This is a genomic window from Leclercia sp. Colony189, assembly GCF_009740165.1.
Lineage (GTDB): Bacteria > Pseudomonadota > Gammaproteobacteria > Enterobacterales > Enterobacteriaceae > Enterobacter.
Window position 1 is genome coordinate 640,756 of the sequence record NZ_CP046557.1, and the last position, 18,663, is coordinate 659,418.

Genomic DNA, 18,663 nt, shown 5'->3' on the forward strand with positions numbered 1-18,663 from the left:
TTAATGCTACGGCGATCTTGCCAGAGCCTTGCGCGTGTAAAGGAAGGTAAATCGGTGAGTGGTTATATGGCGGGGTGAGCGGTCAAAGGAGAGGGCGAGTGGTTCAGGCTCGCCGTCAGAGGAGGGAATTGTGTGAAGGGGATCACGATGTCAGGGGCGGATCACTCCACGTCAGCCAGATAGTTCTCCAGGATGGCAACGAACTTCTGCTTCAGCCATACCGGTTCCAGCACCTCGATGTTAGGCAGCCAGTAGAAGAGCAGCGGCAGGATCTGGTTTTCATGTGCGGCATGGCAGCGCAGGGTGATGCCGTTTTTATCTTCCGCCAGAATTTCCTGGCCGGGCAGCAGATCGCGGCGTTTAAAATAGTGCGCAATGGTGGCGGGAATAAGCACATCCACTTCGAATGTCTCTTCGCTGACCCACGGGTCGGGATTTTTTTCCAGCAATTCGAGGGTGTCATTATCTGGCGAGAAGGTTTCGCTGCGAATATCCAGCCACTGAATAAGGCTTAAAGAAAACGATTTCAATCTGCCATTTTCGGTGGCTTGTAAATACCATATATTTTTTTTGTTAATTATTTTATAAGGGTTAACCTGGCGCGATTTTCCTTTATAGAGGATCTGGCAAATCTGCTGGCCCTTAATCGCCTTCTCAAAGGCCGCAAGCTGCGCGTGAATATCCCATTTTTCTTTCCGCTCGGCCTCGTTACCGAGGATCATAATATGGTTTTCCTCCACCCGTGACTCCAGTTTCTGCCAGAATTCACGCCCTTTATCAGGAAAATAGTCATCCACATTCAGGAGGTTAGCAATGACGTGATGCAGCCCCGGTCCGGTGTGTCCTTGCGGGGAATGAATAAGCCGGTACAGCCCGTTTCCGGCGTACTCCACAATTGGCGAGAGTGCATTCAGATCGCGATAGACGGTGCGCTCAGTAATATTAAATTTATGCATCAATGCCTGGCGGTTAACCACGCCGTGTAAATGAAGCTCCAGCAGAATATCTACCAACCTTTCAGCCGAGCGACTCCTGGTCGGAATTGTCATATAGCTTTCCCGTGATTTAAAACATTGCTGTGAATTACGCCGGTGCGTGCTGACAAAATATGTCAGTGCAAAAAGCGGCGTGAAAATTTGTCTTAGGTTATAACGGCCAGATTAGGGATAAACATTAGTTATTTTTACAACGAGGGGATAAAAGCGAGGGGCAGATCGGATCCGCCGGGGCAATCCCCCCGGCGTAGGGGTGAATTAGCGTTCGAGTTCGGAATCGGTAATGGAACCCGGCAAGGGGAGTTCGGTCGGAACGTTAAGCCAGTCGGACTTACCGTAAAACACGGCGTTGATCTGCGTGTTGTAGAGCAGGTGGGTACGAAAACGCTGGAACAGCTGCTTGTCAGGCGCGAAATCCGCTCGCCAGAACTGGTTCAACGGCCCCTGCCAGGTTAAGCCTTCGATGTCGTACAGCGCTTTGCCCATCACCTTGAGCGGCTTGTTGTGGATAAGCGCCGACAGCCCCGCGGTGCTGTTGACGGTGATCACGCCCCGGGTGTGGGTCAGCAGGGCGGGCAGGGAGAGATCGTGGATATAGATCACCCGGTCAGCCGTAATGCCGTACTTCTCGCACAGCGTATTAATCAGCACGCCATAATAGCGGTGACCCCGATCCATCGGGTGGTGCTTGAACACCAGATGGCGTTCTTTCGGCGCATGGCGGGCGAACGAGCGGATCACGGTTTCGATATAGTCACGCACGTCTTTATACGGGCTGTGATGAATGATCTGGCTGTCGTTGTAGACCTGCAAAATCGCCAGGTAGTACGCGTTGTCCAGCGTTTCGGTGATATGTCGCAGCATGTGGCGCTGCTTCCAGCGATACCACAGCTTACGGCGGCCGGCACGGAACCAGCAGCGCATCTCATACCACGGGGAGAACGACTTGTGGTGGCGGTAGCCGCGATAGCGATGGCGACCAAACCAGCCCGCCGCGTAGTAGAGCATGGCGTGGGCGGCACGGTTAAAGGCGCTGGGCTTCCACGGCGTCGGGGTTTTCAGCTCCGGCAGCGGCTGCTCGCGATAATATTTCGCATCGATGGGCATTGAGGAGAAGGCGTTCACGCCCCCTTTTTCCAGGGTGATATAAAACGGCCGGAAATACCCCTCCTCAAACGCGAGGAAGTCGATGGCTTTGCCGCGCGCCCACTTCTTCGCTTCGACATGCATCGGGCGGCAATCCCCGAAGCAGACGATGGTGTCGAAGGGGTAGGTTTTATGCAGATCGCGCAGCCAGAAGGCAAAATTTTTCACCGGGCCGGTGTAGTGCAGCGACGTCTCTTTCGCGGCATACCAGGCGTCTCCGGCGTTAAAGCAGACCTGCTTTACTTCGCGGTGGCTGTGCTGCAGCCAGATCGCCAGACGTGAAAAGCAGGGGCCCATCGGTCCTTGTAGTAAAAGATATCGACGGCCATTTAGCAGGTGGCGGATAGCTTGCTCTTCCATTATTTTTCCCAGATCGGTCCGTTGATGAAGAGTGAGTAACGGCTTGATGACCGCTTTTCTTTAGTAAATCAGGATAAATAGTTTGCTAGCGAAGTGTCTGAACGAGATAGCTCAGTTTGAGCTGCCAGCGCTGCCAGCGGCTGGCTTTTTGCGATGAGGAGTGCCCCTGCGCGGCCAGTTGGCGGATCAACTGCTCCGGGCTCATCCACAGCCCGCTCTGCCAGTCGATATAGCGCGGGTAGGCCACCAGCGTCAGATAGACCAGCGCCGCCAGCGAAAGAGGGCGCTGACGACGCGGGGCGGGATGTCTGTCTTCGGTGAGCCCCCAGCCGCTGTAGAACGGCTGGCCCCAGGTGGTGACCTTCACCCCCTGCACCAGTGCTTCAAAGCCGCTCAGCGACGTCATGGTGTGCAGCTCATCCACATGGGGATAGAGACTGGTGAGGCCCAGATCCAGCACCTGGCTGTCGACGCAGCTTGCCAGGCATTCGGCAGAGATAGCCCCGGCCCGGTTGCCCGCCACCACGTCCGGGTGCGGTTTAAACAGGATATGCGCCTCTGGTCTGGCGTCACGTACCGCCCACAGCAGCGCTTCGTTGCTGCGGATGACCGGGCTGCCGGTGAGGATCGAGGCATCGCCATCCACCTGGCCCACCACCAGCACCAGAGAACGGCCATCACCGGGTGGGGTGAAGGGCTGCACGGTGCCGACGTTATATTTGCTCACCCCGTGCTGGCGGAGCAGATCCACCAGCGTCTCGCCGCGAGCCAGCTCCTGGTCGGTAAGCTCATGCTGATTTAGCAACTGCTCCAGCCCGCTTGGACGGCGACTGTCGAAGTAGATCCCCACCGGGTCGATGGAGAGCGAGGAAGGGCGGCACAGGTTCGAGCCCAGCCCCCGGGAGCGGATAAAACCATCTTCCACCCGGATGGCGCTTTTAAGTTCAGGATGGCGGCTGCCCCAGACCAGCACCTGCTCGTCGGCGGCCAGCGTTTCAGGCAGCTTGCGCACAAAGCGCAGCTCTTCGGCCAGCGGCTGGCAGAAGGCGCGCATAAAGGCGCGCTTCCACAGCGAGAAGCCCACCATATAGAGACGGCGATAGCGCGGGGCAGGATGCTGCTGACCGGCAATAATGTCGAGCACCTGTTCCACTTCGCAGCGCTGGCCCAGGATCGGGTCCAGATAGCGCGGGTAGAGGATCAGCGCCGCCGCCACCAGCTGGGGCAGGGCGATCGGCCCCTGGCGGCGCGGGCAGGTTTTGCTGTCGTGGGTCAGCCCCCAGCCCGCGTAAAACGGCATGCCGAAGCAGTGGACCGCTTTGCCCAGCAGCAGGGCTTCAAACCCCATCTGGGAAGAGACGGTGTAGACTGCCTCTACGCTATTCAGCAGGGCATGGGGATGGCAGTGTTCGGCCACTACCTCCACGTCGTCCAGCGCCAGCCGCGCCAGCACGCCGCTTTTTTTACCCAGCCGGGTATCCGGGTGAGTGCGCAGCAGCAGGCGGGCATCGGGGTGGTTACGGCGGGCCGCCACCACCATTGCAACAAAATCGTCTTCGCTTGCCAGCGCACCAGGAATGGAGAGATCCCCCGCCACCTGGTCAATCAGCAGCACTTTCGGGCGCGGGTCGTTATGCAGACGGGCCGCCAGCGTATCCGGCAGGCCGCTGCCTGCGGCATAGCAGTTGTACTTGGTGATGCCAAGACGCAGCAGTTTAGCTGTGAGCGCTTCGGCACGCGCCAGCATCTTGTCATCGCAGGGGGTCGCGATCAGCTCTTCAAGGCGGCTCGGCTGGCGGGCATCGTAGTAAATTCCCACAGGATCGGCGATCAGGGAGACGGCTTTGCCCCCCCTGGCGGGATGGCCAATATACCCGATAAAGCCATCCTCAAGCTGCCAGTACGGCAGGCCTAGATCGTGGGCTTTTTGTCTGATTTGGCGGGTATTGGTTTTTTGGCCCCAGCCGACCAGGACATCGTCTTGCGCCAGTGCTGTGTTGGTTTTAAAGGCGTGTAACGGGTGGCCCAGCATCGGCTCAAGCTGCGCTTTTCGCGCCAGGATCCCGGCTGAACCTGTATAGAATGTCATGTGCGCTCTGTGCATCAGAAAACGCCCCGCGTCACTGCGGGGCGTGGGACTCAGAAGTACTCTGCGTCAGGGAAGGATTTGGCAACGCTGTCTTTGGCGGAGGTGAGGATCTCGCTGTCGATTTCTGGCCAGGTAATACCAATGGTCTCATCGTTCCAGCGGATGCCGCGGTCGCTCTCCGGCGCGTAGTAGTTGGTGGTTTTATACAGGAACTCTGCGGAGTCGCTCAGGGTCATAAAGCCGTGGGCGAAACCTTCCGGGATCCACAGCTGGCGCTTGTTCTCGCCAGACAGATGCACACCCACCCACTGACCGAAGGTCGGGGAGCTTTTACGGATATCCACCGCCACGTCGAAGACTTCACCCGCCACGCAACGCACCAGTTTGCCCTGCGCATGTGGCGCCAGCTGGTAGTGCAGGCCACGCAGAACGCCTTTTGAGGATTTAGAGTGGTTGTCCTGCACGAAGTTGACGCTGCGGCCAATGGCAGCTTCGAACTGCTGGTGGTTAAAGCTTTCGAAGAAAAAGCCACGGTCATCGCCAAACACTTTTGGCTCAAAGATAAACACGTCGGGGATTGCGGTCTGAATTACGTTCATGATTACGGCCTGATTGATAAATGGGGCATGACGCCCCTGGTGTTAATGGTGACTACTTGAGCATTTTCAGCAGATATTGCCCGTAAGCATTCTTCGCCAGCGGTGCAGCTAACTTGCGCACCTGGTCGGCATCGATAAACTTCAGACGGTAGGCAATCTCTTCAGGACAGGCCACTTTCAGCCCCTGACGGGTTTCAATGGTCTGAATGAAGTTGCTGGCCTCAATCAGGCTCTCGTGGGTGCCGGTATCAAGCCAGGCATAACCACGACCCATCATGGCGACCGACAGATCGCCCTGCTCAAGGTAGATACGGTTCACGTCAGTGATTTCCAGCTCGCCGCGCGGGGACGGTTTCAGGCTTTTGGCAATCTCAACCACGCGGTTGTCATAGAAGTAGAGACCGGTTACCGCATAGTTGCTCTTCGGTTCCAGCGGTTTCTCTTCCAGAGAGATGGCGGTGCCCTCATGGTCGAACTCCACCACGCCATAACGCTCAGGATCGTGTACATGATAGGCAAAGACGGTGGCGCCCGCAGGTTTGGCTGCGGCGGCTTCCAGTTGTTTCTGCAGATCGTGGCCGTAGAAGATGTTATCGCCCAGCACCAGCGCGCAATCGTCGCCGCCGATAAACTCTTCGCCGAGGATAAAGGCCTGGGCCAGGCCGTCCGGGCTTGGCTGCACTTTATACTGCAGATTCAGGCCCCACTGGCTGCCGTCGCCCAGCAGTTGCTCGAAGCGCGGCGTATCCTGCGGGGTGCTGATGATCAGGATATCGCGGATACCTGCCAGCATCAGGGTGCTCAGCGGGTAGTAGATCATCGGTTTGTCGTAGATGGGCAGCAGCTGTTTACTCACCGCCATGGTGACCGGATAGAGACGAGTCCCTGACCCACCGGCCAGAATAATACCTTTACGCTTGTTCATAATCCTTCAATTCTTCTGTTTTGCTGTAGAGGGGCGCAACGCCCTCACTACCATCTGTTTGATTGCTGTAAAGGGAAGCTAAAAAAGCCGCTCCCTGACAAAGGTCCGTGTCGCTAAAACAAGGCACGCATAGCATACCTTGATGCGTTTACTTTCCAAGAATTTCAGCCAGCATGCGATCAACGCCGATCGTCCAGTCCGGCAGCGTCATCCCGAAGGTGCGCTGGAACTTGCTGGTATCGAGGCGTGAGTTATGTGGACGCTTAGCCGGTGTCGGGAAGGCGCTGGTTGGAACTGCGTTCACCTGGGTGACAGCCAGCTCAACGCCCGCCGCACGAGCGGTCGCGAATACCCGCTGGGCATAGTCGAACCAGGTGGTGGTGCCTGAGGCGATCAGGTGATACAGCCCGGCAACCTCAGGTTTGTCCTGCGCGATACGGATCGCATGCGCCGTACAGTCGGCCAGCAGCTCTGCTCCGGTCGGCGCGCCAAACTGATCGTTGATCACCGACATTTCGCTGCGCTCTTTGCCAAAGCGCAGCATGGTTTTGGCGAAGTTAGCGCCACGGGCGGCATAGACCCAGCTGGTGCGGAAGATCAGGTGACGGGAGCAGAGCGCAGCAGCCTGCTCGCCCGCCAGCTTGGTTTCACCGTAGACGTTCAGCGGTGCAGTCTGGTCTGTCTCGACCCAGGGTTTTTCACCGCTGCCATCGAAGACGTAGTCGGTGGAGTAGTGCACCAGCCAGGCGCCCAGCGCCTCCGCTTCTTTGGCGATGGCGGCTACGCTTGTGGCGTTGAGCAGCTCGGCAAAGTCGCGCTCGCTCTCGGCTTTATCCACCGCGGTATGGGCGGCGGCATTGACGATCACGTCCGGCTTCAGCAGACGCACGGTCTCAGCCACGCCTTCCGGGTTGCTGAAATCACCGCAGTAATCGGTGGAGTCAAAATCCACCGCGGTGATGCGACCCAGCGGCAGCAGCGCGCGCTGCAGCTCCCAGCCCACCTGGCCATTTTTGCCGAACAGCAGAATATGCATCAGTTACGCTCCTGGTAGTTCTTCGCGATCCAGTCCTGATAACTGCCGCTTTTCACGTTGTTGACCCACTGCTGGTTATCCAGATACCACTGCACGGTTTTACGGATGCCGGACTCGAAGGTCTCCTGCGGCTGCCAGTTCAGCTCGCGGCTCATTTTGCTGGCATCGATGGCGTAGCGGCGGTCGTGGCCCGGGCGGTCAGTCACGTAGGTGATCTGGTCGCGGTAGGAACCGGTTTTTGGCACCATCTCGTCGAGCAGATCGCAGATGGTGTGCACCACGTCGAGGTTCTGCTTCTCGTTATGGCCGCCGATGTTGTAGGTCTCGCCCACCACGCCGGTGGTCACTACGGTGTAGAGCGCCCGGGCGTGATCTTCAACGTACAGCCAGTCGCGGATCTGATCGCCTTTGCCGTAGATCGGCAGCGCTTTGCCGTCCAGCGCATTGAGGATCACCAGTGGGATCAGCTTCTCAGGGAAGTGATACGGGCCGTAGTTGTTGGAGCAGTTGGTCACGATGGTTGGCAGGCCATAGGTACGACGCCATGCGCGTACCAGATGGTCGCTGGAGGCTTTTGACGCGGAGTACGGGCTGCTTGGCGCGTACGGCGTGGTCTCGGTAAAGAGCGGCAGCTCACTACCCGCACTCACTTCATCCGGGTGCGGCAGGTCGCCATACACTTCGTCGGTGGAGATGTGGTGGAAACGGAACGCCTGCTTGCGGGATTCATCCAGCTCGCTCCAGTAAGCGCGAGCCGCTTCCAGCAGCGTGTAAGTGCCAACGATATTGGTTTCGATAAAATCGGCCGGGCCGGTAATGGAGCGATCCACGTGGCTTTCGGCGGCCAGATGCATCACCGCATCCGGTTGATGGGTGGCAAAGACCCGATCCAGCTCGGCGCGGTTGCAGATGTCCACCTGCTCAAAGGCGTAGCGGTCACTTGTGGCCACGTCGGCCAGCGATTCGAGGTTGCCCGCATAGGTGAGCTTATCAAGGTTGATCACCGCATCCTGTGTGTCACGGATGATATGGCGAACAACAGCAGAACCGATAAAACCGGCTCCACCGGTTACAAGGATTTTCATAAGCGTTTTTTACTTTTTCTATTGAATGAAAGGGTCACCAGAACACAGTCTCTGCTCCGTCCTGTGTTAATGCATTAACGAATACGTATATTCCTTCGCATTCTTCGCCAGAGACTGGCGTTTTTGCCCGGAATTAACCAGCAGCGACAACGTGTCGATCCATTTTTGCGGATCGTTGTTCAGCAGCACGCCATTGATATTTTGTTCGATAAAGTCACTGTACGGGGCGCAATTGCTGTAAACCCCCACCGCGCCCATGCGCACGAAATCATAAAATTTTACAGGCCCGCGCGCCATATTAAATTCCGACTCCAGCAGCGGGGCCAGACCAATATCTACCCGGTGATGCTGAGTGTAATCCAGATAGTTCTGCCAGCTCATCGGGTGTAATACCGTCACGCGCGGTAAGTCGCGGTAAAGCTTATAGATTTCATGTTCGCCAAAGATTTCGAAGCTGGCCTGGGGGCACTGCTTCAGCACGCCTTCCACCACTTGCCGCAGCCAGTACTTTTCGGCCTGGTGCGAGCTGGAGCCGTGGTAGGCAATTTTTACCGGCCGGGTCACGGCCAGCAGCCGCGGCGTGGGCTGGGCGGGCACCACATCGGGATTCAGGTGCGCATATTTGTTGGCCAGATAAGGCGTTGAGACCCAGATGGTGTCGCAATGGGTGGTGATCCAGCGGTGCTGCGCCGCCGAGCGCCGGATGATTTTCGTCCGGTAGGCTTTGGGCAACGCCGTTAAGGCAGACGGATCGAACAGATCGTCGTCCATAAAGTAGACCACATGGGAGAGGTCATCGATATTGCGCACAATTTCGCGCTGCCACTCGGAGGAGATAAAGCGAATGACCACGATGGCGGTCCCTTTATCCACTTCGATAGAGGGTGTGGTTAAGGTATCCACCAGCTGACATTGGGCGCCGGGAAAACGACTTCTGATCGCCGCTTCAAAATAGGCCAGCGTCGGTGAATTTCCCTCATGCAGGATCAGCAGCGAGCGGCACTCGGGCCAGCTGTCCGACTGCGTCTCGCTGTTTTGCTTATTCAACTTCAGATACGGTTTAAACAGTGCCTTTCTGATCAGTTCGTCCATGGCAACACCACATTAGGAGTATGACTTAACGAGAAATCGGGTCGGTCGTAGCTCAGGTTGGGATTGTATGCGGGATCGTGCTTAAGCCGCTGGGCCCAGCGTTTTTTCATGTAGCGCAGTTCACCCTGGGAACGCGCCAGCTGTTCTGGCGTAACATCTTTGCCGCGGGAGACCGACTCATGGTGGTACAGCTCGGCAAAGGGGGTCCAGACGATCCGCCAGCCCGCCTCGCCGACCCGCAGACAGTAGTCCACGTCGTTGAAGGCCACCGGCAGATTCACTTCATCCAGCCCGTTCAGGGACAAAAAGAGCTGGCGATGGGTGAGCAGGCAGGCCGCCGTCACCGCCGACAGCTCCTGGGCGCTCACCGCCCGGCGCTGGTAGCCAGGTTCATCGGCGGCCAGCCCGCTGTGAAAGTGATCGGCACAGCCACCCGGCCCGACAGCGTCGCCCGCATGCTGCACCCGGCCATCGCCGTAAAAGAGCCTCGCCCCGACGATCCCAACGCCCGGGCGCAGCACATGAGAGACCATCTCATCCAGCCACAGCGGGTTGATCACTTCGGTGTCGTTATTGAGCAGGCAGATTAGCTCGCCCGTGGCCTCGCGCACCCCGGCATTGTTGATGGCGGAGTAGTTGAACGGACGATCCCAGGCGATTACCCGAACTCCGTACTCCCGGGTGATATGTTCAAAATAGGCCAGGGTTTCGGGGTCGTCGGTCTGGTTATCCATCACTATGATTTCGATATTCGGATAACGGGTGTGCTGCACCAGGCTTTCAATGCACGGCCTGAGATGCGCCAGACCATTACGGGTGGGAATGATTACCGAGACCCGCGGCAGCTCTGCCGGAAGCGGCCAGCGCCAGCGGCAGATGCCGTGCGGAGCCGACTCCAGCGTCACCCCGACGGGCAGGTCCTGCAACAGGCTGGCCAGCGTTTCATACCCGTCCTGCTGCGGCAGTGTGTCCGGGACGTGCATCAGCAGGGCAGGGATGTGCGCGATATCTTTCGGGGCAAGCTGGTGGGCCAGCTGCAACCACCCGCGATAGCACCCGGCCCCATCCTGCGGGAAGGCAGAGGTGCCCTGTTCCCGCCACAGGCCACACCAGCCGATATAGTTCTGACTGTGCAGCAGGGTTTCGTTCCAGTCCGGCTTAAAGTCCGGCGAGTGGCGTTTGCCTTTTTCATCCAGCAGATCGTGGTCGCCGTAGATCCATTGTGCGTCCGGGGTCTGGCGCAGCTGGTGCGCCAGCCACACTAACGCGGCCGGGGCCAGTTCGGCCCCTATGGGAATGGCCCATTGCCATTCGCCCTCAGGCCTGCCCGCGGCAGACGGGTGTTCCAGCACGGTGATATGCGTTGCCGGATAACAGAGCGCCGCGATACTGGCCAGCGTGCGCTGGCGTGCGGCTTCATCGCCGCCGTTCACCAGATGCAGACAGACGCGGGGCAGGTTGCCCCAGCGGGACAGCAGACGATCGATCAGCCGACGCTCACCGGGCTGCACGGTATCGAAATTCGCCAGCCAGTGTTCGTAGGCGTGCAGCGGCCTGTCGTCGCGGATCTTGCCTACCAGGTCGTAGGCCTGCTGTAAATCGGTAAACCACAGGTGCCAGGACAGCCCCAGACGCTTGCGCTTTTGCGCATTCAGGCGCTGATAAAAAGGCCATACCCGGCGCAACCGGCGCCAGAGGCTGTTGCCCGCGGACACCTGCGCAAAGCGGGTAATATTCAGTTCGCATTCCGCCCCTTCGCTACTGGCGAGCAGCCCCACCTGACAGGCACCCACCGGCAGCCAGACCAGCTCCTGCAGGGTGCCGCGACGGGTGATCGGGAGGATCTGTTCATGCCAGATGCCCTGACACTGCCAGCGCAGGCGGGTTTCACCCCGCGGCTGGCGGGCACGCAGGGTGCCCTGGATCAGGAACCAGCCCGCGCGGGATAAAGAGGTGTCTGGCAGCGCCAGAGGGTGCCAGTGGTAATCGCTATGCATTAGAGGATTCACTACCCGGAAGTGGGGAAGGCCACTTCTGACTCCTGTCGAATATGGGGAAAATGTCGATTAACCGATTAACTTTTTAACGCGGGAAGCCAGCCAGGAGTCGCTCTTCTGCGGACTCTCTTCTTCCGGCAAGGCATCCAGTTGCGCCTGCAGTGCTGCCATTTCTGCTTTGACTTTTGGAGCCAGGGCGGCCGCCAGCAGGCAGGTTTCGTCGTTGCGATCGTGGGCTTTGAAATAGGCTTTGTGTTTTACGCGCTTGGCTGTGGCGGCGCTGCCGCGCAGGTGTTTTCCGAGCAAGAACTCTTCCAGGGATTTGACCACATAGTGGTTCACCCGTACGCCGTTCCAGACTACTTCGGCGCTCACCCCTTTTCCATATTTCGGATGTAAAATCAGATCATTTCCTGATGCATCGATATACCGACCATGGACTAGTTCAGCATGATGAGGGTTACTAAATCTACTGGTGATGCTGGGTCTTACAATACTTTTAAAATTATGGTTTGCATGAAATTTTTGGGGGGCGCGTTGAGTAAAGCGCTCTATCACTAAACCTTCCTCAGTAAACAACTCGCCATTCGAACCGAAATTTGCCCAGTTCATAGCAACAGCGTTTATTGAAGGGTCGCTAAACCATTCGCTAAGACTGGTTGTTATACTTTGCTCAGGCTCAAGTGGCACTAAGAATTCGTCGGCATCAATAAATGCTAATAAATCGATATCTGGGCTGCAGCTGCGTAAAATACGTTCATAAGCAGGTAACTGCGGCTTTTGTTCTCCGACAGTTGGGAAGTCGACTACGGTTACGATACCCAGTTTCGCAAGTCCGTTGAGAAAAGCGCGCGAACCATCATTACTGCCGTTATCCGCAATAATAAACCCGTTTACTCCTACAACCCTATGATAAGCAATCCATTCCAGCAGGGCATCCATTTCGTTTTTAATGATTGCGGCAACAAATAATTTCAAAATGCATTCTCAGTCAAATAGCGAGTAATAGCATTACTCGTGTTCATTGTGAATTAAAAGGAATAAGCCCTTCTTTGTTAGTACATCTTAATCCGAACCAAATAGATCGCGGGTGTAGACCTTTTCGGGCACGTCAGCTAATTCACTGGCCATTCTATTGCAGAGGATAACATCGCTGATGGTCTTAAATTCTGCGAGGTCAGGAATGACGCGGGAATTAAAGAAAGTGTCTTCTTTGATGGTTGGTTCAAAGACCACTACCTCGATCCCCTTAGCTTTTATCCGCTTCATAATTCCCTGAATAGCGGAGGAACGGAAATTATCGGAACCCGCTTTCATGACCAGACGGTGGATCCCTACAACCTTAGGCTTGCGGGCGATCACACTGTCGGCAATAAAATCCTTCCGGGTGGTATTAGCATCGACAATTGCGCGGATCAGGTTGTTTGGAACCTTCTTATAGTTTGCAAGTAACTGTTTAGTATCTTTGGGCAGGCAGTAGCCGCCATAACCAAACGAAGGATTGTTGTAGTGCGTGCCAATACGCGGGTCCAGACCAATACCTTCGATAATCTGACGACTGTCCAAACCATGGGACTGAGCGTAGGTATCCAATTCGTTGAAATACGCAACGCGCATGGCGAGGTAGGTATTTGCAAACAACTTGATGGCCTCGGCTTCGGTACTGCCCGTTAACAGCACCTGCACATCTTTTTTAATCGCACCTTCTTTCAGCAGATCGGCAAAACGTTGCGCACGTTCGCTGCACTCTCCCACCACGATGCGCGATGGATGAAGGTTGTCATAAAGAGCACGCCCCTCTCGCAGAAACTCAGGAGAGAAAATCAGATTCTCAGTACCGAACTCCTGACGCATCCGCTCGGTAAAGCCCACCGGAATGGTGGACTTAATGACCATAACTGCCTTCGGGTTAATACTCATCACATCGCGAATGACGGCTTCTACGGTGTTGGTATTGAAGTAGTTAGTGTTTGGATCATAGTCTGTAGGAGTTGCAATAATGACAAACTTGGCGTCCTTATAGGCTTCAACTTTGTCTAATGTAGCCCGAAGATTAAGAGGCTTGTTGGCTAAGTATTCTTCAAGCTCTTTATCTGCTATTGGAGATTTACGCTGGTTAATTTGCTCAACTTTCGAAGAGATGACATCTAGAGCAATGACTTGATGATGTTGTGCCAAAAGTACTGCATTTGATAGACCAACATAACCGGTACCGGCAATAGTAATATTCATCTTTTGATCGCTTAAATAAAGTAATTATATATGACCTATTATTAACGCTAACGTAATAATAGGTCAGCAGAAGGAGTGACTTATAATTTATCATATTCGCATGAATCATGAATCATGATTCATGAACCATGAACCGAAATGTTCTATTCTTGATAGCGGGTTATTAGTGGATGGAAAATTTACTGTCTTATTCAAACTAGATTTGATAAAAGCGAAAATCTAGCTTTCCATATAATTTTATTAGCCGTGCTTTCAATAGAACGATAATGTTATAATGGTTAATTATATTGATAGCAACTATTTAACATTTATTCTGTTTAAGGAAATGATGGCTTAATGCATCACCGATAAACCAATTGCACGAGTTATCTATACTTTATTCATCAATGATTTCTTCTAATGTAATATCTGCAACATGAATTAAATGAAAAGATGTTTGAGCGTATATAGAGTAATTATTACTTAGTTCGATATTATAATGAAAATCGTATTTATTGTGAATTATTTGGTCAGTTTCATCGGGGGTGTTTTTTTTAACTATATCCTTTTCTTTATTATTCATAGCTAAAATATATGAAATCGTCTGTGTTTTAATTATTATATTGTTCACATCTGAGTATAACATCCATCCTTTTATACATAAACCATCGTGGCATGAGATATATGAATTAAAGGTCATGTCAAAATTATATTTAACTTCTGATTGCTTGTCTTCCAGCTTGAAAAGAGCTAGAGGATATTTTCGACGATCTTTTATCCTTTTTGCAGGGTTGCCTGCAATAATTGAATATGAAGGGAAAGATTTAGTAACTACTGATCCTGCTACCATAATACTATGGTCCCCAATTTTAACGCCGTCTAAAATGATGGCGCTAGCGCCGACCCAAACATCCTTCACTTGTTATAGGCTGATCTTTGATGTGTATATCTATTCTTTCATGCCCGTGATTAAAACCATAAATAGATGCCATTGAAGCAATACGGCAACCGTTACCTAAAAATATTTTTCCGGCCAGATGAGCATTGATGTTTACAGAACAATTATCATTTATATGAACATCTCCACGAATAACTGCGCCAGATGCGATCCAGGAGTTTCTTCCTAAATATAGTTTTGAAGTGAAAACATTAGCATCTGCAGCTACAAAAGCCGTATTGTCTATTACCGCATTTGCATTTTTTTTGAGGATATTTCTGATTAATTCCTGCTGGCTGTTATGCTCGCTGCCACGTAGCCACGGCTGACAATTTATTTTTCGTTGATTATACGATGTTTCATCTAAGTTATGCATGAATATGTGCACCGCTACTATTTATATTTAAACATCTAAACATGATCTGCAAAAAAATCATGCAATAGATATTTGTTATAAATGTTAATTTGTAATGTTGGAATTGTATGCACTTTTATTTCATTAAATCAATGCATTTCAATATGTTGCTAACAGTAATTACGAGAAAATTAAATATAAAGCGAGTTATCATTACAAAATAATTAAGGTTGCTATTACTAATGATTTAAAATTGTCCAGCTATGGTTTATTATTCGGTATCAAAGTGTTTGAAATACTCTTTTTATATATAACTGTTTTTGTTGAAGAATGTAATATATCCTTTGGATATGCTGTGCTATTAATAAAGCGATGCGTATCCGGTTCGTTTGTGATTATATTTACAATGCTGTTAATTGGTAAACGTCAAAAATAGCCAGCATGCTTAATTATTAATTCATACAAAAAACTATAAATTGTTAAGCAGTTAATTATTTGCTATTAGACCTGATATATCATTGTTATTACAATTCTGCGTCATACAATTTTAAATCATGTCTCGATAAATATTTAGGAGACGGTATTTTAAAATAGATTTATCAGTGCTGGCTTTGATGGTTTGTTATTTAATGATTCTTTAGTGTATTAAATGGTTACTTTTAGATCTAGCATAAGTTTGTCCATTTCAGTGTAATATGATTCTGGATACGTGAAAGTTTCTCTATTTATTAACTGGTTTCTATATTCGAAAAATTCCGTATTGTAGCGTTGCGCTCGATCTTGAGCATCTACAGCACAAACACCACCTCTTTTCATTTTGGTTTCAAAAAACTCCTGCCTTGATTTTAATATATAATGATTTACTTGAATTTCATCAGAAATTATTAATTTTGTTGCTCCATTATATCTCTCATCAAACTCGACTTCTGAAAAATCAGAGTATACATATTTACCTGATGATATTGATACTTTATGAGCTGAAACAAAAGAAGTAACCTTAGCCGGATTAACTATACTTTTAAACCATAATCTTTCACTGTAATCTAAACTGGAGCATTTATTAAATCTCCTTGTTACATAGTCATCAAAATAATGGTCATGATTTGCAGAACCAAATGTTAGTTGATTAACTGCAATAGCTGCTATATCCGTAGGCGCTTCATTAAGGTATGAAGTGATATTTAAATTCTTAGGATAAAGGAACTCATCAATATCAATGAAAGCAATAAAATCGAAATCGTTTTTAAATCTTTGCAAACAGTCATTATATGCTGAAAGCTGTGGAGATGCTCCATCAGTAGTGGGCCATGGTATATGCTTTATGTCAATTTTTTTAGAAATCTCAAAAATTATTTCACTCATTCCATCTATGCTACCATTATCATAAATGATAATTGTATCGAAACCTATCAATTTATTGTGCGCAATCCATTCTGTAATATAAATCGATTCATCCCTGGCAATCGCGCAAACGGCTTTTTTCATTTCATTATCCATAGTTATTTGTAAGGGTTAAAGTCGTTTTCGCATTCAAAGTAAAACGGAAGCATTCCCTTTTGCTTAAATAGCGTAGAAAAAAGTCTCTCAGTTGTATGAGCGAAAGTACCATCAATAGCACCTAAATCTTCTTCAAATAAATCCTCTGGAATAAGATCTTCTGCGATGATATTTTTCATTGTTGGGAAGTGGAACCAGAACATTGTCCCTCCAATAAAATCGGTGAAATGCTCCTCTCTAATTTGCTTCTCGGCAATCACTTTTTTGCAGGCTTCTAAAGTATGTAACATTGTATTGAATTCATTCGTATAATGTACACTATGAACTGGTGCGACAATACCAAATTTTGATGATGGAGAAAGTGACAATGTTTGGCTTACAATATTGTCAGATAATAATGATTGGAAAAGTTGCTCTCTCCACAACTTCCCATTATTCATATGAGGTGATTTTTTAGAATGTAGTTTACATATCCAATTATAATTTAAATTGTTTATTTCTTTTATCGTTTTTATAAAGGGAAGGATATCGCGACCTTTATTATTAAATACATAAATAAGGTTAGGCTTGATAACCTTTATCGCTTTTTTAACACTTCCCACACTCCAAATGTGTGGCACAGATATTATAATATCAAGGTTGTGTTTTTTTCTTATATCATGAACTGCGGAATTAATCTCGTCAAGCATATCTTCGTAGAAAATGTGAATATAAACAGCATTTAACCCTTGTTTATTCATGGATGAATTATGCTTGTCAGTAATTCGCTTTATTTCTCGAAAGTCTATGTTAGACTCTCTAACGTTTGATATTGCATTAAGGTAAGCGTAACCAAACTTTCTGTCTGGCTCGAGATATGTACCTTCCGCCCATTCATTCCATGCATTTATGAAAACAAAATTCTCATCGCTGGTGTGATTTTTTTTCGACCACTCATCGACTCCTTTCAACCAGCGATTGAATTCAAGTGGAGTTGCATTAAAGAAAACATTGCCATTACCAGGTTTTCTAGCCTCATTATCCCAACCGGTCATTACGCATGGGTAATAGTTATTTGATATGCTTTTAGATACTGAGGTGTTTAATCTATCAAGACAAAAATCGACAGTTTCTGAGTAGTCATAAACATTGCCTTTATAATTGTTATTAAGCAGTTTAAGGGTGTCTTTAATATTATTAACTACAACGCCATGTGGTGGGAATTCGACTATAGCATCAAAGTTAATAGATCTGAAATCATCAAATCCAAAGGCGTTAGTGGCTACAATATGCAAGCCAGACAATCCATTCTCAACAGCTAGTTCACGCCATGTGGCGACTAATTTCTCTACATTTGGAATAATTGCGGGGCGATATAAAACGATCATTGGCTTGCCATTCACCGTCACATACCGAGAGTCCTTAAAATATCGGAGCAAATCATAAAAGACAGCAATATTATCTTCGTCACTATGGTTTTGCCCGATCAGAACATCATGCTCTGCTCCATCCCAGCGTCTTGTCCAATTCTCATTAGCCCAACATAAGCAAAATGGGAAATCGATGCTAGAGTCGTTTAAATAATTATCTATAGGCTCATCCATCAATTTCTTGCCATCAAACCAGTAATAATGGAAGCAAAATGCACTTACACCATATTTTTTCGCTAATTCGACCTGCCTATGCATATTAGATGTTAGCCGTAAATCATAAAACCCTAATTCACCTGGCAGCCTTGGCTGATAATGCCCACTGAATTGCGGAGTGGCTTTAGATACATTTGTCCACTCTGTGAATCCTTTACCCCACCAATTATTATTCTCTTCAAATGGATGGAATTGTGGTAAATAAAAAGCAATAAATCGAGTATCACGTTCTGCAATATTTACATTTCGCTGCATTATTGGAGCATATAGTGGTGATCGTCCCCCGCTAGCAGTAGAGAATTGTTCAAAATAGCTATCTTCGTAGAGACCACTTGGAGTTTCTAGAGGCCGATTAACAGAATTACTGTATTTAATTTTTCTATTTTCATTTCTTCCCCATAAAGCATAGTGTTTCAATGGATTTATATTAGATTTACTTACATCCTCATGCTCGAGGAGATAAAATGATGTATTGAATACAGGTGATGGATCGCGCATTTCCTTCCACCCATAGTTCATATAATGCTCGAAAGCGTCAATTCCGGCTTCAGCAACATCTTTGTACGTTTCAAGATAAAAAGATTCGCTGAAATATAGCTTTATTAACTCCTCGTCATTAAATTTATGATATGAGTTCTGCAGTTCAGCAACTTTCTTTCGTGAAACTATTTTTTTGTAGAATTTATTTAACATACTTTATTATTTCTAGTAAAA

At 50.1% G+C, this 18,663-nt stretch carries 15 protein-coding genes; all 15 read right to left on the reverse strand.

Annotated elements, in window-relative coordinates; translation table 11 throughout:
* Positions 1-161: 161 nt before the first annotated feature.
* Positions 162-1,049, reverse strand: a complete 888-nt coding sequence (locus GNG29_RS03065) for a YafY family protein (RefSeq protein WP_156653850.1) — start codon at positions 1,047-1,049, stop codon at positions 162-164.
* Between the two features lie 204 nt (positions 1,050-1,253).
* Entirely contained in the window at positions 1,254-2,501 is a 1,248-nt protein-coding gene (locus tag GNG29_RS03070) for a capsule biosynthesis protein (RefSeq protein WP_156653851.1), read from the reverse strand.
* Between the two features lie 85 nt (positions 2,502-2,586).
* The gene (locus GNG29_RS03075) at positions 2,587-4,590 is read right to left on the reverse strand and encodes a capsular polysaccharide biosynthesis protein (protein WP_156653852.1); all 2,004 of its coding nucleotides are present in this window, start codon (positions 4,588-4,590) and stop codon (positions 2,587-2,589) included.
* Positions 4,591-4,640: 50 nt separating this feature from the next.
* Positions 4,641-5,189 (reverse strand): dTDP-4-dehydrorhamnose 3,5-epimerase, encoded by a 549-nt coding sequence (gene rfbC / locus GNG29_RS03080; RefSeq protein WP_032175613.1) that lies wholly within the window; start codon positions 5,187-5,189, stop codon positions 4,641-4,643.
* A gap of 52 nt (positions 5,190-5,241) precedes the next feature.
* Positions 5,242-6,114 carry a glucose-1-phosphate thymidylyltransferase RfbA gene (gene rfbA / locus GNG29_RS03085; RefSeq protein WP_059308801.1) on the reverse strand — a complete coding sequence of 291 codons (873 nt, stop codon included), beginning with the start codon at positions 6,112-6,114 and terminating at the stop codon, positions 5,242-5,244.
* A gap of 148 nt (positions 6,115-6,262) precedes the next feature.
* A complete protein-coding gene (gene rfbD / locus GNG29_RS03090) occupies positions 6,263-7,150 on the reverse strand; it encodes a dTDP-4-dehydrorhamnose reductase (protein WP_156653853.1) in 888 nt (295 codons plus the stop codon).
* On the reverse strand, positions 7,150-8,235 hold the full coding sequence (gene rfbB, locus GNG29_RS03095; protein ID WP_156653854.1) for a dTDP-glucose 4,6-dehydratase: 1,086 nt from the start codon (positions 8,233-8,235) through the stop codon (positions 7,150-7,152). The genes rfbD and rfbB overlap by 1 nt, the downstream gene beginning before the upstream one ends.
* A 66-nt stretch (positions 8,236-8,301) precedes the next feature.
* On the reverse strand, positions 8,302-9,327 hold the full coding sequence (locus tag GNG29_RS03100) for a glycosyltransferase family 1 protein (RefSeq protein WP_156653855.1): 1,026 nt from the start codon (positions 9,325-9,327) through the stop codon (positions 8,302-8,304).
* The gene (locus GNG29_RS03105; protein ID WP_156653856.1) at positions 9,315-11,324 is read right to left on the reverse strand and encodes a glycosyltransferase; all 2,010 of its coding nucleotides are present in this window, start codon (positions 11,322-11,324) and stop codon (positions 9,315-9,317) included. The genes GNG29_RS03100 and GNG29_RS03105 overlap by 13 nt, the downstream gene beginning before the upstream one ends.
* Positions 11,325-11,393: 69 nt before the next feature.
* On the reverse strand, positions 11,394-12,302 hold the full coding sequence (locus tag GNG29_RS03110) for a glycosyltransferase family 2 protein (RefSeq protein ID WP_156653857.1): 909 nt from the start codon (positions 12,300-12,302) through the stop codon (positions 11,394-11,396).
* Positions 12,303-12,389: 87 nt separating this feature from the next.
* The gene (locus GNG29_RS03115; protein WP_156653858.1) at positions 12,390-13,556 is read right to left on the reverse strand and encodes a nucleotide sugar dehydrogenase; all 1,167 of its coding nucleotides are present in this window, start codon (positions 13,554-13,556) and stop codon (positions 12,390-12,392) included.
* A gap of 376 nt (positions 13,557-13,932) precedes the next feature.
* Entirely contained in the window at positions 13,933-14,454 is a 522-nt protein-coding gene (locus tag GNG29_RS03120) for a hypothetical protein (protein ID WP_156653859.1), read from the reverse strand.
* Positions 14,429-14,848 (reverse strand): hypothetical protein, encoded by a 420-nt coding sequence (locus tag GNG29_RS03125; RefSeq protein ID WP_156653860.1) that lies wholly within the window; start codon positions 14,846-14,848, stop codon positions 14,429-14,431. Before GNG29_RS03125 ends, GNG29_RS03120 begins: the two co-directional genes overlap by 26 nt.
* A 624-nt stretch (positions 14,849-15,472) precedes the next feature.
* On the reverse strand, positions 15,473-16,312 hold the full coding sequence (locus GNG29_RS03130; protein WP_197431830.1) for a glycosyltransferase family 92 protein: 840 nt from the start codon (positions 16,310-16,312) through the stop codon (positions 15,473-15,475).
* A gap of 14 nt (positions 16,313-16,326) precedes the next feature.
* Entirely contained in the window at positions 16,327-18,642 is a 2,316-nt protein-coding gene (locus GNG29_RS03135) for a glycoside hydrolase family 99-like domain-containing protein (RefSeq protein ID WP_156653862.1), read from the reverse strand.
* Between the last annotated feature and the right edge of the window lie 21 nt (positions 18,643-18,663).